Source organism: Alphaproteobacteria bacterium (genome assembly GCA_041396705.1).
GTDB lineage: Bacteria > Pseudomonadota > Alphaproteobacteria > CALKHQ01 > CALKHQ01 > CALKHQ01.
On record JAWKYB010000020.1, the window covers coordinates 51,677 to 65,510 of the forward strand.

The 13,834-nt window shown below is 69.5% G+C and carries 12 protein-coding genes; 7 read left to right on the forward strand and 5 right to left on the reverse strand.

Annotated elements, in window-relative coordinates; all coding sequences use genetic code 11:
• Nucleotides 1–78: 78 nt before the first annotated feature.
• Nucleotides 79–816, reverse strand: coding sequence for an SDR family oxidoreductase (locus R3F55_23135; protein MEZ5670267.1), 738 nt, complete (start codon nucleotides 814–816; stop codon nucleotides 79–81).
• A gap of 177 nt (nucleotides 817–993) precedes the next feature.
• Between R3F55_23135 and R3F55_23140 the strand changes: the two genes are divergently transcribed.
• Nucleotides 994–2,247 (forward strand): dienelactone hydrolase family protein, encoded by a 1,254-nt coding sequence (locus tag R3F55_23140; protein ID MEZ5670268.1) that lies wholly within the window; start codon nucleotides 994–996, stop codon nucleotides 2,245–2,247.
• A 76-nt stretch (nucleotides 2,248–2,323) separates the two neighbouring features.
• Here the strand turns inward: R3F55_23140 and R3F55_23145 are convergent, their stop codons facing one another.
• Complete coding sequence (locus R3F55_23145) at nucleotides 2,324–3,193, reverse strand: dienelactone hydrolase family protein (GenBank protein ID MEZ5670269.1); 870 nt, start codon at nucleotides 3,191–3,193, stop codon at nucleotides 2,324–2,326.
• A gap of 305 nt (nucleotides 3,194–3,498) precedes the next feature.
• On the opposite strand from R3F55_23145, the gene R3F55_23150 reads away from it, so the two are divergent.
• From R3F55_23150 to R3F55_23160, 3 genes are all read left to right on the forward strand, one after another.
• Nucleotides 3,499–5,040, forward strand: a complete 1,542-nt coding sequence (locus R3F55_23150; protein ID MEZ5670270.1) for an ABC transporter substrate-binding protein — start codon at nucleotides 3,499–3,501, stop codon at nucleotides 5,038–5,040.
• Nucleotides 5,041–5,186: 146 nt separating this feature from the next.
• Nucleotides 5,187–6,071 (forward strand): DMT family transporter, encoded by an 885-nt coding sequence (locus R3F55_23155; protein MEZ5670271.1) that lies wholly within the window; start codon nucleotides 5,187–5,189, stop codon nucleotides 6,069–6,071.
• A gap of 210 nt (nucleotides 6,072–6,281) precedes the next feature.
• Nucleotides 6,282–7,622 (forward strand): tetratricopeptide repeat protein, encoded by a 1,341-nt coding sequence (locus R3F55_23160; GenBank protein MEZ5670272.1) that lies wholly within the window; start codon nucleotides 6,282–6,284, stop codon nucleotides 7,620–7,622.
• Between the two features lie 31 nt (nucleotides 7,623–7,653).
• On the opposite strand, the gene R3F55_23165 is transcribed toward R3F55_23160, so the two are convergent.
• Nucleotides 7,654–8,412: a GMP synthase gene (locus tag R3F55_23165; GenBank protein MEZ5670273.1), complete on the reverse strand. Its 759-nt coding sequence runs from the start codon at nucleotides 8,410–8,412 to the stop codon at nucleotides 7,654–7,656.
• Nucleotides 8,413–8,622: 210 nt separating this feature from the next.
• Between R3F55_23165 and R3F55_23170 the strand changes: the two genes are divergently transcribed.
• The 3 genes from R3F55_23170 to R3F55_23180 all read left to right on the forward strand — a co-directional run bounded on the left by R3F55_23170 (nucleotide 8,623) and on the right by R3F55_23180 (nucleotide 11,539).
• The gene (locus R3F55_23170; protein MEZ5670274.1) at nucleotides 8,623–9,519 is read left to right on the forward strand and encodes a DMT family transporter; all 897 of its coding nucleotides are present in this window, start codon (nucleotides 8,623–8,625) and stop codon (nucleotides 9,517–9,519) included.
• A gap of 54 nt (nucleotides 9,520–9,573) precedes the next feature.
• Nucleotides 9,574–10,641, forward strand: coding sequence for an endonuclease/exonuclease/phosphatase family protein (locus R3F55_23175; protein ID MEZ5670275.1), 1,068 nt, complete (start codon nucleotides 9,574–9,576; stop codon nucleotides 10,639–10,641).
• Between the two features lie 124 nt (nucleotides 10,642–10,765).
• Complete coding sequence (locus R3F55_23180; GenBank protein ID MEZ5670276.1) at nucleotides 10,766–11,539, forward strand: hypothetical protein; 774 nt, start codon at nucleotides 10,766–10,768, stop codon at nucleotides 11,537–11,539.
• An 85-nt stretch (nucleotides 11,540–11,624) separates the two neighbouring features.
• Here R3F55_23180 and R3F55_23185 read toward each other — a convergent pair whose 3' ends face one another.
• Nucleotides 11,625–12,626: a substrate-binding domain-containing protein gene (locus R3F55_23185; GenBank protein ID MEZ5670277.1), complete on the reverse strand. Its 1,002-nt coding sequence runs from the start codon at nucleotides 12,624–12,626 to the stop codon at nucleotides 11,625–11,627.
• A 103-nt stretch (nucleotides 12,627–12,729) separates the two neighbouring features.
• Nucleotides 12,730–13,833, reverse strand: a complete 1,104-nt coding sequence (locus R3F55_23190) for an ABC transporter permease (GenBank protein MEZ5670278.1) — start codon at nucleotides 13,831–13,833, stop codon at nucleotides 12,730–12,732.
• Nucleotide 13,834: the final 1 nt, after the last annotated feature.

A 13,834-nucleotide genomic window follows, 5' to 3' on the forward strand; every position in this document is an offset into this window, starting at 1 on the left:
TATTGTTCATGCCCCCATGCAACCATGGGGTCGTAAATGGTCCATGAATTACGACCGCAGCCGTGTGCGCAACCGCACTCAGCCCTTGACGGAAGCGGCGAATTCGCGCTCCACGCCCTTCGGATCGGCCGCCAGACCGGCGGAGACGCCCTGGGCCATGCCGCCGGGATAGCTGTCTTCCTCGCCCGCCTCGACGGCGGCCAGGATCGCGGCCGCCATCTCGGCGGTCGTCATCTTCGGGATGTCCAGATGCGCGGTGACGTGGGTGGCGACCGCGCCCGGCATCATGCCGATCACCGCGGTGCCCTGGCCGGCCAGCTCCGCGCGCGTGGCCTGGGTCAGCGACAACAGTGCGGCCTTCGATGCGCAGTAGGTCGCCATGATCGGCAGGTTGCAGCGGGCCAGGATCGACAGCATGTTGACGATGCAGCCGCCGCCGTTGGCCTTCAGCACCGGCGCGAAGGCGCGGGTCGTCCTCAGCGTGCCGAAATAGTTGACCGCCATCTCGCGCTCGGCCTTGCCGATGTCGGGCTCGGCGAACAGGCGGGTGTTGCTGTTGATGCCGGCGTTGTTGACCAGGAGGGTGGTGTCGGGCGCCGCGCCGGCCGCGGCCGCAACGTCGGCGTCGCGGGTCACGTCCAGGGTGATCGGCACCACGCGGCCGCCGCCCGCCCTGACCAGGCCTTCCAGCGCAGCCGGGTCGCGCGCCGCCGCATAGACCCGGGCGGCGCCGGCGTCGAGCAGGGCCTGCACCAGGGCGCGCCCGATCTCGCCGTTGGCACCGGTGACGAAGGCGACCGCATCCTTGACCTGCATGGCGTTTCTCCCCCTTGGCCTCCGCGGCATTGGGCCCGGCCCTGCGACGGCCTGTCAAGCGGCGCCGCCGGCCATTGACCGCGATTTTCCGGGCCGACTAGAGTCGGCGCCGAGCAAGCAGACAACCAGTTGACGCCGGCCCGCGCGGCCGGTGCGCCATTCCGGGGAGACCAGCCGATGACCGGCAAGATGATCGAGATCAGCGCCAGCGACGGCGGCACCTTCCAGGGCTATCTGGCGATGCCGGAATCCGGCGGCGGCCCCGGCCTGGTGATGCTGCAGGAGATCTTCGGCATCAACGAGGGCATGCGCTGGGTCGCCGACTATTTCGCCGAGGAAGGCTATTGCGTGCTGGTGCCCGACCTGTTCTGGCGTCTGGAGCCGGGCGTCGACCTGACCCCGAACGAAGAGGGTTTCGCCAAGGCGCTTGACCTGATGGGCCGGTTCGACGTCGACCAGGGCGTGCGCGACATCGCGGCGGCGGTGGAAACGCTGCGCGCGCTGCCGGCCGTGTCCGGCAAGGGCGGCGGCAAGGTCGGCGCGCTCGGCTTCTGCATGGGCGGCAAGCTGGCCTATCTGACCGCGGCCCGCACTGATGTCGATGTCGCGGTCGGCTACTACGGCGTCGGTATCGAGCAGCATCTGGGCGAGGCCAAGTACATCAGCTGCCCGCTGGTGCTGCACTTCGCCGGCGCCGACAAATACGTGCCGGCCGAGGCGGTGGACCGGATCCGCGCGGCGCTGGCCGATCACGACGACGCCGAGATCCACGTCTATCCCGGCGTCGACCACGCCTTCTACCACCCGCAGCGGCAGAGCTATGACCGGCCGGCGGCGTGGATGTCGCACAGCCGCACCATCGCCGCGCTGCGCCACGCGATGGGCCCGCGCTACGACCTGTCGACGCTGTGGGACAAGCACTGCGAGTACGAGTTCGCCACCCGCGACGTCGACGCGACCATGGCGACCATGGTGGCCCAGCCGTACGTCAACCACATCCCGACCATGACCGGCGGGGTCGGCTACGACCTGTTGCACCGGTTCTACAAGAACCACTTCATCCCGAAGACGCCGAAGGACACCCGGCTGGTGCCGATCAGCCGCACCATCGGCGCCGACCGGGTGGTCGACGAGATGCTGTTCTGCTTCACCCACGACATCGAGATCGACTGGATGCTGCCGGGCATCCCTCCGACCGGTAAATACGTGGAGATTCCGCTGGTCGGCATCGTCTGCTTCCGCGGCGACAAGCTGTACAACGAGCACATCTACTGGGACCAGGCCAGCGTGCTGGTGCAGATCGGCCTCCTTGACCCCAAGGGCCTGCCGGTCGCCGGCATCGAGACCGCCCGGAAGCTGGTCGACGAGACCCTGCCGTCGAACACCCTGATGGCGAAGTGGGCGGACAGCGCGCCGAAGGCGGCGGAGTAGGCATAGCCCTGGACCGGCGTACCCATGCCCGGCGCACGGCCGGGCATGGTACGCCGGAGGGTGGGGTGGCGCCGCGCTACCCCTTCAGGTGCCGGTCGAAGAAGGCGATGGTCCGCTCCCAGGCCAGCGTGGCGGCGGCCTGGTCGTAGCGCGCCTCGTTGGTGTCGTTGTGGAAGGCGTGGTTGACGCCGTCGTACATGTGCATCTCATAGGCGATGCCGGCCGCGTCCAGCGCGGCGGTGTAGGCGGCGATGCCCTCGTTGATGCGCTCGTCCAGCCCGGCGTATTGCAGCATCAGCGCGGCGCGGATCTTGGCGGCGTCCTCCGCCGCCGGCTGGCGGCCGTAAAAGGCGACGGCGGCGTTCAGACCCGGGTCGTTGACCGCCAGGCTGTTGACCTGGCCGCCGCCCCAGCAGAAGCCGACCACGCCGACCTTGCCGGTGACGTCGTCGCGTCCGGCACGCGCGTATTCCAGCACGGCGAGGCCGTTGGCCAGCGTCTCGCCGGCGTCGAGCGCCCCGATCTCCTCGCGCGCCGTGTCCTCGTTCTCCGGCGTCGGCGTGCCGTCGGCGGACAGATAGTCGGGCGCGATCGCCACATAGCCGGCCAGGGCGGCGCGGCGGGCGACGTCGCGGATGTGCGGGTTCAGCCCGCGGTTCTCGTGGATCACGACGACGGCCGGCAGGCTGCCGGCGCCGGCCGGCCTGGCGACATAGGCCTGCAGCGCGCCGGCCTGCACCGTCTCGGTCGCCAGCGCGGGGTCGTCGGCTGCCACCATCTCGGCATGGGCGTAGTTGTTCTCCAGCAGCGGCAGCAGCGCGGCCGCCGCGGCGGTGCCGCCGGTCAGCCTGGCCAGCCGGTCGAGGAACACCCGGCGTTCGAGCGGCGCGTGGGTATAGGCGTCATAGAGATCGATGATGGCCTGCGGAATGGCTGGCTTGGTCATGGCTGTCCTCCCGTTGCGCGTGCGGCGGGCCGGCGCAACCGGCCCGGTTCCGGCGGGCTGCCGTCGCGCGGCACCCTTCAGGTTAACCCCATGGCGGCGGCTTTCCATGCCGGCGCCACATCACCATTGCGTGTGTGCCGCCGGCGGTCGTTGCGCCGCCGCCCCGGCCAATCGCCCATTGCCCGCCGCATCCTTTGCCCGCATCATGGCGCCAAGCGTCGCCGGCCCGGCCGGCCGCGAACGAGGGGGACGCCGCGCCGGCCTGCGCAGGCCCGTTGCCGGCCATGAGGGAGACTGAACGGATCATGCGGATTTCACGCCGTCATCTGCTGCGGGCCGCCGGCGCGGCCGGCATCGCCGCACCTGCGCTGGGCCAGCTGCTTCGCCCGGGCGTCGCGCGCGCGCAAGAGGGCACGGTCACCGTTGCCTACAACGTCAACCTGCCGTCCTGGGACCCGACGGTCGGCCTGTCCGCGGTCAACCCGACGATCCAGTCGCTCTACAAGGCGGTGTTCGACCAGTATATCGACCAGAACCCGGACCTGTCGTTCAAGCCCGGCCTTCTGACCGACTGGGGCTGGAGCGAGGACCGCAGCAAGATCCACATGACCGTGCGCGAGGGCGCCAAGTGGCACGACGGCGTGCCGGTGACGCCGGAGGACGTGGTGTGGTCGCTGGAGCGGGCCGGCAACCCGGACACCGGCAACCCGATCCAGTTCGTCTGGGGCAAGGTCGGCAACTACGCCATCGACGGCAACACCGTCACCGGCGACGTGCTGGAGTTCGAGCCGACGCTGTTCAAGTGGATGGCGTTCCTGACCGGCTACATCCTGCCGAAGCACTATTTCGAGCAGGTCGGCCCGGTCGGCTTCGAGGAAAAGCCGATCGGCAGCGGCCCCTACATGGTCGATGCGTTCGAGCGCAACGCCTTCCTGCGGCTGAAGGCCTTCCCCGACTACTGGGGCGGTGCGCCGGCGTTCGAGACGGTGATTTTCAAGTTCGTCACCGACGCCACCAGCCGGGTGGCGGAGGTGGAGAGCGGCGCCTCGGACCTGACCATCGAGATTCCCTACGAGGAGTACGACCGGCTGCGCGAGAAGGACGGGCTGGTCGGCCAGACCGTCGCCGTCTCCGACATCGCGATGATCTTCATCAACGACGTCGAGCCGATGCTGGACGAGAACGTGCGCCGCGCCGCCCACCACGCCATCGACAAGCAGGCGATCGTCGACCGGCTGCTGCGCGGCTACGGCGTGCCGATCGACACCCTGCAGGCGCCGGAATATGCGGCCTACGACCCCGGCATCGTGGTCGGCTACGACCCGGCGAAGGCGACCGAGCTGCTGGCCGCCTCCGGCTTCTCGCCCGACAACCCGGTGCGGTTCACCATCCAGACCACCCGCGGCTTCAAGCCGAAGGACTACGAGATCATCCAGGCCATCGTCGGCATGTGGCGCCGGGTCGGCATCGAGGCCGAGATCGAGGTCTACGAGATCGCCAAGCACTACGAGCTGCGCGCACTCGACACGCTGGCCCCGGCCGCCTTCTACAACTGGGGCAACTCGATCGGCGACCCGTCGACCTCGACCGGCTTCGCCATGTTCGGCCCGTCGCCGCACTCGGTGTGGGACACCGACGAGGTCGACGCCATGATCGGGCCGCTGTGGGGCGAGCCGGACGAGGCGAAGCGGATCGAGGGCTACAAGGCGGTCGACCGCTATATCGCCGAGCATGGCTGCGTGATCCCGCTGTTCCAATATGTGCAGCCGATCATCCACACCAGCGCGATCGCCTTCGTGCCGCACGTCGCCAACTTCGTGCTGCCGCAGGCGATCACGCCGGCCTGAGGCCGGGCTGAGGCGGAACCGACCGCTGCGCCGCCCGTTGCCCCCTGGAGGGATCGGCAACAGGGGAATAGCGGCGCATGGGTCGGCAGGCGTCCGACGCAGCGAGCCGAACGCCACGGCAGGCGATGGTTTGCCTGGCTTCCGGCATGGCCTTGTTCGGCAGCGCGACCCCGATCAGCAAGATCGTGGCCGATGCGTTGCCGACTTTCGTCGGGTCGGCGCTGCGGGTGGCGATCGGGGCGGCGGTGATCCTGCCTTTCGTCATCCGCGAGTTGCGCGGGGCGCCGGTGATCGCCGGCCGGACATGGTTGCTGCTCGGCGGAATCGCCGTCTTCGGCATGTTCGGCTTCAGCGTACTCATGCTCTTTGGCATGCGGCTGGTGCCGGGTGTTGTCGGCGCGGTGCTGATGAGCGCAACGCCGGCCGTGACCGCGCTGTCGACCGTCCTGTTCCTGGGCGATCGCCTGGGTGGCCGCACGATCGCGGCAGTTGCCTGCGCGGCTGTCGGCGTTGCGGTCATGCACGTGGGACAGTTGGATGGTGCTGACGCCGCTGCCGGGCCAATCCTGCTGGGATCCGGACTGGTGTTGGCGGCAGTGTGCTGCGAGGCCGCATACACGTTGCTGGGCAAGGCAGCGATGCGGAGCTTGTCGCCGCTGGTCGTGACCCTGCTTGGCGCGGCGATGGCGTTGCCGCTGTTCGCCGTTCCGGCAGGCCTCGAAGTCGATGAGGCGGATTTTGGCGCACTCGCTTGGACCGACTGGCTGGCCGTGGCCTGGTGGGGTGCCGGGACGCTCGGGCTGGGCTCGTTGCTCTGGTATTCCGGCGTCGCGGCGGTGAAGGGCGGCACGGCGGCCGGCTTCATGGGCGTGATGCCGGTCTCGGCGCTGGTGTTGTCCTACGTCCTGCTCGGCGAGCCGTTCCGCTGGCTGCATCTTGCGGGATTTGCGATCGTATTCGTCGGCGTCCTGCTCGTCGCAGTCGAACACCGGCGCGCGGCCGCGGCTGCTTCCGACGGCCAGACACGATAGAAACGAAAGAATACGGCTACGGAAATCGACCGGAAAAATCGGGAGTCCAGATAGCGTGCAACGCTACTTGCGATGACACCACCGATGCCGGGCGCAATTGTGGTGATAGGCCAACCTGTGATCGGCCGCACCTTGGCGTGACCGTCGACACAGCGTCGCCGCGGCGGCCGGTGCACATGGCCCGGCCCTGACAGATTTGAGGAGACCGACATGCCGCGCAAGGACCATTGGGGTTGCGAGCACAGCACCGACAATGCGGCAAGCGTGGCCGCCTATGAGACGGCGGTGCGCCAGTTCAACCGTTATCGCGGCGATCCGGTCGCCACCATCGATGCCGCTCTCGCCGACGATCCCGACTTCGCCGGCGGTCACATCCTGCGCGCCGAGATCCACATGTCGATGTGGGAGGCGAGCGTACTGCCCGAGCTCGACGTCAGCCTGGAGCGGCTGTCGGCGCTCGGCAACCGGCTCAACCCGCGCGAACAGCGCCATGCGGCGCTGATCCGGCGCTGGGCCGACGGCGCGTGGGACGCGGCGCGGGCGGACTTCGACCGGCTGCTGATGGACGACCCGCGCGACATGCTGGCGCTGCAGATCGGCCACCTGTGCGACTTCTATCACGGCGACCGCGACAACCTGCGCGGCCGCGTGCTGCGCGCCCAGGCCCACTGGACCCCGGACCTGCCGGGCTACGGCTTCGTGCTGGGCATGCGCGCCTTCGGGCAGGAGGAGTGCGGGGCCTATGCCGAGGCCGAGGAATCCGGCCGCCATGCGATCGCGCTGGAAGCCGAGGACTGCTGGGCCCAGCACGCCATCGCGCACGTGATGGAGATGCAGGGCCGCCAGGCCGAGGGCATCGCCTGGATGGAGGGCCGGCGCGACCACTGGGCCCAGTCCGACAACGCCTTCGCCTTCCATAACTGGTGGCACACGGCGCTGTACCACCTCGACCAGGGCCGGCCGGAGCGGGCGCTCGAGATGTACGACACGCTGATCCGGCCCGGCGACTCGCAGCTGCAGCTGGAACTGGTCGACGCAACCGCGATGCTGTGGCGGCTGCATCTCAACGGCATCGATGCCGGTGCCCGCTGGGACCGGCTCGCCACCGCCTATCTGGAGGCCGGCGACTTCGGCTTTTACGTCTTCAACGACATGCACGCGATGTTCGTGTTCGCGGCTACCGGCCGCGAGGCCGACGCCGAATCGGTGCTGGCCGGCGCCACCCTTGCCGCTGAGGGCAGCGGCACCAACGCGCTGATGACCCGCGAGGTCGGCCTGCCGATCCTGCATGCGATCCGCGCCTTCGGCCGGCAGGACTATGCCAAGGCGGTCGAATGGTTGATGCCGGTGCGTTACCGCGCGCACGCGTTCGGCGGCAGCCACGCCCAGCGCGACATCCTGCACCGCACCGCGATCGAGGCTGCGCTGCGCGGCAACATGCGGGCATTGGCCGACGGGCTGACGGCGGAGCGGGTCGCACTGAAGCCGCACTGCCCGTTCAGCTGGCGGCAGCGCCAGCGGGCGCTGACGCCGCCGCAGCCGGGGTCCTGAGCGTCGGGGCGGTCCAGCCTGGCGGAATCGATCAACCTGTCTCCGATCGTTCGATTCCATCCGATCGGAGGGCGATCGCGCCGCCCAGGGCCGCCCAGCGCCGGGTCACGGCCCGGCCGAAGGCCTGGGCGCCGGGCAGCAGGTCCGCGATCTGGCCGCGAAACGCCTCGACGCGGGCCGGTCCGTCGGCGCCGAGCTTTTCCTTCTCCAGGTCGTTGAGGAAGTCGAACCACCGGTTCAGGGTCGGCTCCGACACCTCGAAATGCGGCTGGAAGGCATAGGTGGCGCGGCCGAGGCGAAACGCCTGCTCGTGACAGGCCGCGCCGGTCAGCAGCCGCACCCCGCCGGGCGGGATGACGTAGGTGTCGCCGTGGACCTGTGCCACCGGCGGCACCTCGAGGCCGGCCAGCAGCGGGTCGTCGCGCCCCGCTTCGGTCACGGCGAAAGGCGTGAAGCCGAATTCCATCCAGCCCATCACCTGGTGGGACTGGCCGAAGGCGCGGGCGATCTGCTGCGCGCCGAGGCAGATGCCAAGCACCGGCCGGTCGGCGCGCGAGAAGGCGGCGAGCAGGTCGGCGACGTCGCGCAGGGTGGGATGGTCCTGGTCGTCGAAGGCCGACATCGCGCCGCCGAAGGCGACCATGGCGTCGAAGGCCGCCAGCGCGTCGGCAGGCAGCGCCGAGCCGTGGTGCGGCTGGCGCTCGTCGACCGCGTGGCCGAGGGCGCGCAATTCGTCGACGACAATGCCGCCGTCGCATTGCGGGTCGTTGATCACCGCCAGGATTCGCATCGCCTCGGGCCCCGTACCGGAATCAGCCGCAGGAAGGTAGGGCCGCGCCGTCGCCAGGGAAAGAGCCTGTGCGGGACCGGGCGCACGGCGCCGACCGGCACACGGACCGATGCCGTCGTTGCCGGCCGCCCGCGGTTGCGATAGATGGGATTCGCCAGCGGCAATTCCTGAGGGCGCCGCGCCCTCCTGCCGCCGGGCGAGGCGCACCTCATGACCAACCATGCGGTCCCGGCACCCGCCGCGGGCATCCTGCTGCCGATCGGGCTTGCGGTTTCGGCCGCGCTGGGCTTCGCGGTCACCGACGCGCTGTCGAAGTTCCTGACCGGCGCGCTGCCGCCGCTGGAGGTGGCCTGGGGCCGTGCGGTGATGTCGGGCATCGTCGCCAGCGCGCTGCTCGGCCGCGCCGGCTGGCAGCAGTTGCGCAGCACGCCGAACATGCGCTTCCACCTGCTGCGCGGGCTGCTGTCGGCAGTGGTGCCGACGCTGGCGGTCTACAGCGTCGGCCTGCTGCCGCTGGCACTGTTCACCTCCATCGTGTTCCTGTCTCCGGTGCTGATGACCATGCTGTCGGTGCCGATCCTGGGCGAGCGGGTCGGGCCGCGGCGCTGGGCCGCCGTGGTCATCGGCTTCGTCGCCACGGTGATCATCATCCAGCCGGCCGGCGAGGCCTTCGGCTGGGCGGTGGCGCTGCCGGTCGCCTGCGCGATCCTCGGCGCCTTCTACCCGATCCTGACCCGGTTGGCCGCGCCAGGCTCCTCGCACGCGGCCCAGCTGGCGCTCGGCCCCGGCCTCGGCGCGGTGCTGATGACGCTGGTGGTGCCGTTCGTCTGGGTCACGCCCGAGTTGCCGGAAGCCGGCATTCTGCTGCTCTGCGGGCTGCTGCACGCGGGCTGCCACCTGCTGGTGATCCGTGCCTTCGCCGCTGCGCCTACCTCGGTGCTGGCGCCGTTCCAGTATGTGCAGCTGCCGTGTTCGGTGCTGGTCGGTTATTTCGCGTTCAGCGAGTTGCCGCGCGCGACCACGGTGGCCGGCGGCGGCCTGCTGGTCGCCGCCGGCGTCTATATCGCCTATCGCGAGCACAAACTGTCGCGCGCCGGCCGCATGTGACCGCGGCGGTCCGGCGCTTGCCAAGGCCGGCGGCGCTGTGCCATCGCTGCGGGCATGCCCGCGCTGACCGTCGCCACCTTCAACGTCGAGAACCTGCTGACCCGGTTCGAGTTCGGCCGCAACCGCGACGGCGGCCTCGACGAAACGGCGAGCGCGCTGTTCGCCTTTCCCGACGAGGCGGCCGAACTGGCCGCGCTGCAGGCCTACAAGACCACCCTCAGCGACGACATGCGCCAGCTGACCGCACAGGCGATCCGCGACATCGCGGCCGACGTGGTTGTGCTGCAGGAGGTCGAGGGCCGGCACGCGCTGGAGGCGTTCTACGACCGCTACCTGAACCGGGCCGGGGACGCCGCGCCGCTCCATGCGCCGTCGTCGCCGAACGCGGTCTATCCGCACCGCGTCGCCATCGACGGCAACGACCGCCGCGGCATCGGCATCGCGGTGATCAGCAAGCGGCCGCTGAAGGCGGTGACCACGCACCAGCAGGAGACGTTCCGCACGCTCGGCCTCGACCCGGCCGACATCCATTTCGGCAAGACACCGACCCAGCCGGACGACCGCGTGTTCAAGCGCGACTGCCTGGAGGTGGACGTCGAGGTCGGCGGCCGCACGCTGACCCTTTACGGGGTGCACTTCAAGTCGATGGAGCCGGAGCGCAAGTGGACGCGCACGGTGCGGGTCGCCGAGGCGACGGCGGTGCGCCGGCTGATCGAACGCAGGTTCGCCGAGCCGGCGGCGGCCGACTGGCTGTTGCTGGGCGACCTCAACGACTATTGCGACGGGGCCGACGGGCCCGACGCCGACCATGGGCTCGCCCCGCTGCTCGGCTGGGACGCCTGCGAGGACCTGGTCGCCCGCATCCCCGACTTCGCCGATCGCTGGACCCACTACTGGCCCGGCGGCGACCAGCACCGCCAGCTCGACTACATCCTCGCTTCGCGTGCGCTGGCGGCCCGCAACATGGCGGCGCTGCCGCGGGTGATGCGGCGCGGCATGCCCTATCGCGCCGGGCTGCCGTTCCGTGCCGACCCCTATGGCGCAGACCGCTATCCGCGGGTCGGCTGGGACCGGCCCAAGGCGTCGGACCACTGCCCGGTGGTGGTGCGGCTGGAAATCTGAGCCGTCGATCGCCCCGGACGGTCATTGCAGCATTGCATCGGCGGCCGCGATCTGGTTTTCCGGACAGCGGGAGACGGCATTCAGCAATGGGATTGGAGGACGCTGCGTGGTGAGAAGGATATTGTTGTGTGCGGCAACGCTGCTGGCGCCGGCCGTGGCGTGGGGCCAGGACTGCGACATCGGCGCCCTGGTCGACGTGGAGTCGCAGGGCGCGGTCCGCACCGGCTACGTGTTCGACGGGCCGGCCGCCGACGGCACCTGCTCGGTCGAATTCGAGGGACTGCTGTATTACTGGGTCGAGCAGATTCCCGCGGCCGCGCTGGCGGGCGGCATTGCGCTGGAGCCGCCGGTCGAAGCCCCGCCGGGCGGCGCCTGCGTCGCGGGCGCCGCGGTCGACGTCGAGTGGCAGGGCAGCTGGTATCCGGGGCACGTGCTGGAGGGCCCGCGGCCCGACGGCACCTGCTACATCTCCTATGACGGCTACGACTCGAGCTGGGACGAATGGGTCGACCCGTCGCGCCTGCAGGCGCTCGACAACCGCACCGGCAGCGCCTGCCTCCGCGGCGTGGCGGTCAGCATCGAGTGGAACGGTGGCTGGTATGCCGGCCGGGTGCTGGACGGGCCGCGTCCGGACGGCAGCTGCTACGTCACCTATGACGGCTACGATTCCAGCTGGGACGAATGGGTCTCGCCGGACCGGCTGCAGGCGGTCGGCAATGTGGCGGCCGGACTATGCGTGCCGGGCTCGGCGGTCGGCATCGAGTGGAACGGCAGCTGGTACCCGGGCCGGGTGCTGGAAGGCCCCGGGCCGGACGGCAGCTGCTATGTCGGCTACGACGGCTACGATTCCAGCTGGGACGAGTGGGTGACGCCGGACCGGCTGCGCGCCGGCGGTTGAGGTCGCCGAACGGCCGAATGCAAACGGCGCCCCGGTTTCCCGGGGCGCCGCTCGTTTCGGCCGGTGTCAGCCGATGTCGTTTCGATCAGCCGCCGACGCAGGTGTCGATGTTCGACGCGTCGCACTTGTCGAGGCCGGTGTAGGTCGGGTCGGAAGGCATCACGCCGTCCATCATCTGGCGCATGATGAACATCGCGCGATAGCCCATCTCCCACGGGCGCTGGCCGACCAGGGCCGCGGTGTCGCCGCTGCGCACGAAGTCGAGCTGGACCGGCAGGGTGTCGGCGATCAGCACCGCCAGCTCGCCGGAGTCCATGCGGTCGCGATACTGGGCGATGGTCTCGGAGAAGGCGTTCGGCGCGAAGTGCGGGAAGCCGCCGGTCGAGATCCAGACGTCGAGGTCCGGGGTCGAGCCGAGCACGTCGGCCATCTGCTGCACCGACAGCGGGAAGTCGTCGTTGGTATACAGCGGAGAGACCTCGATCTCGGTCCAGCCGTTCTCGCCGCTCAGCCGCGGGCCCGGGTCGGCTTCGCCCGAGACCGAACCGCGCAGCGTGTCGCGGATGCCGGCCATGCGCTCGTTGTGGTTGGCCGCTGCCGCGCCGCCCGACTGGATCAGGATGGTGCCGCCCTCGGGCTTCATCTGCTGGGCGTATTCGGCCAGGCCGACGCCGATCATGTAGTTGTGGGTGCCGACATAGGCCGAGCGCAGCCCGGCGTCCTCGGCCAGCAGGTCGCTGTCCCAGGTGATCACGGCGATGCCGGCGGCCTGGGCGCCCTCGAGCACGCGGGCCATCGCCGGCGCGTTCGACGAGGCGACGGCGATGCCGTCGACGCCCTGGCTGATCAGGTCCTGCACGATCTGCAGCTGGTCGGCCTCGGTGTGCTCGGCCGGCCCGATGTAGTAGCACTCGACGTCGGCCAGCGCCTCGGCCGCGACCATGCAGCCGTCACGGGCCTGGTCGAAGAACGGGTTGTTCATCGCCTTGGGGACCAGGGCGAAGGTGTAGGTGTCGTCCTGCGCCTGGGCCGCACCGGCCAGGCCCATCACCGCAAGCGCTGCGGTGGCGAGAAGCATCTTCTTCATTTGGGTTTCCTCCCTATCGTTCGTGTCCGCGATGGATCGAGTTAGGCTTTTTCCGTAGCGACCTGCAACGGCCGTTCTTGTTGTTGGGACCCGGGCGGCGGCGCTAGCGTTTGCTCCGCACGAACAGTTCCACGAGGGCCGCCGGGCTGATCCGCGAGTCGCGCATCCGCTCCAGCAGCACGGCCAGGATGATGAACAGGCCGACGAAACCGAGATGGAAATTGGTGTCGATCCGCAGCAGCACCAGCGAGTTGCGCAGGATCTCCAGCAGCGCCGAACCGATGAAGCCGCCGAAGGCGGAGGCGTAGCCGCCCATCAGGTTGGCGCCGCCGATCACCGAGGCGGCGATCACGCGCAGCTCGTAGCCGGTGCCGATCGAGTTGTTGAGCGAGCCGGCCCAGCCCATCATCAGGATGCCTGACAGGCCGGCCGTCGCCGAGCAGAACACATAGGCCGAGATCTTGATGAAGGCGACCGGCACGCCGGTCAGCCGTGCCGCGTGTTCGTTGCCGCCGACCGCGAAGATGTGCCGGCCCCAGCGGGTCATGTACAGGAAATAGCTGAGTACCACCGTCAGCACGATCATCACGACGAACGGAATCGGCGTGTCGAGCAGCTTCTCGTAGAGGGGGATCGCGTTGTCTGGCTTCGGCGGCTCCGGCACATGGCCGAACAGGCTGCCGATGCCGCCGGTGCCGAGATTGAACAGTTCGGCCTCGTCGGGGCCGAAGTCGTAGATCAGCTGATTGTTGGTCGCCGCCATGGCAATGGTGCGGCAGATGCTGAGCGTGCCCAAGGTAACGACGAAGGGCGGCAGCTTGACGAATGCGACCAGGCAGCCATTGAACAGACCGACCGCCATCGAAAGCGCCATCCCGCCGAGGAAAGCCACTTCGATGCCGTCCCCGTCCGCCATCATCAAGCCCGTGCCGACCGCGCCGATCGCCATCACCGAGCCGACCGACAGGTCGATGCCGGCGGTGATGATCACGCAGATCTGGCCCAGTGCGATGATGCCGATGAACGCCATGTTCTGCATGGAGTTGCGCAGGTTGCGCCAGGTGTCGAACACGTCGGTGTTGAAGACCAGGAAGATCGCCATGATCACCACGGCCAGCGTCACCCAGAACTCCTGGCTGACCAGGATCTTGGTCAGGCTCGACTGGGTGCGCACACCGGAGACGTCGGAAATGCTGATGTTTGCCATT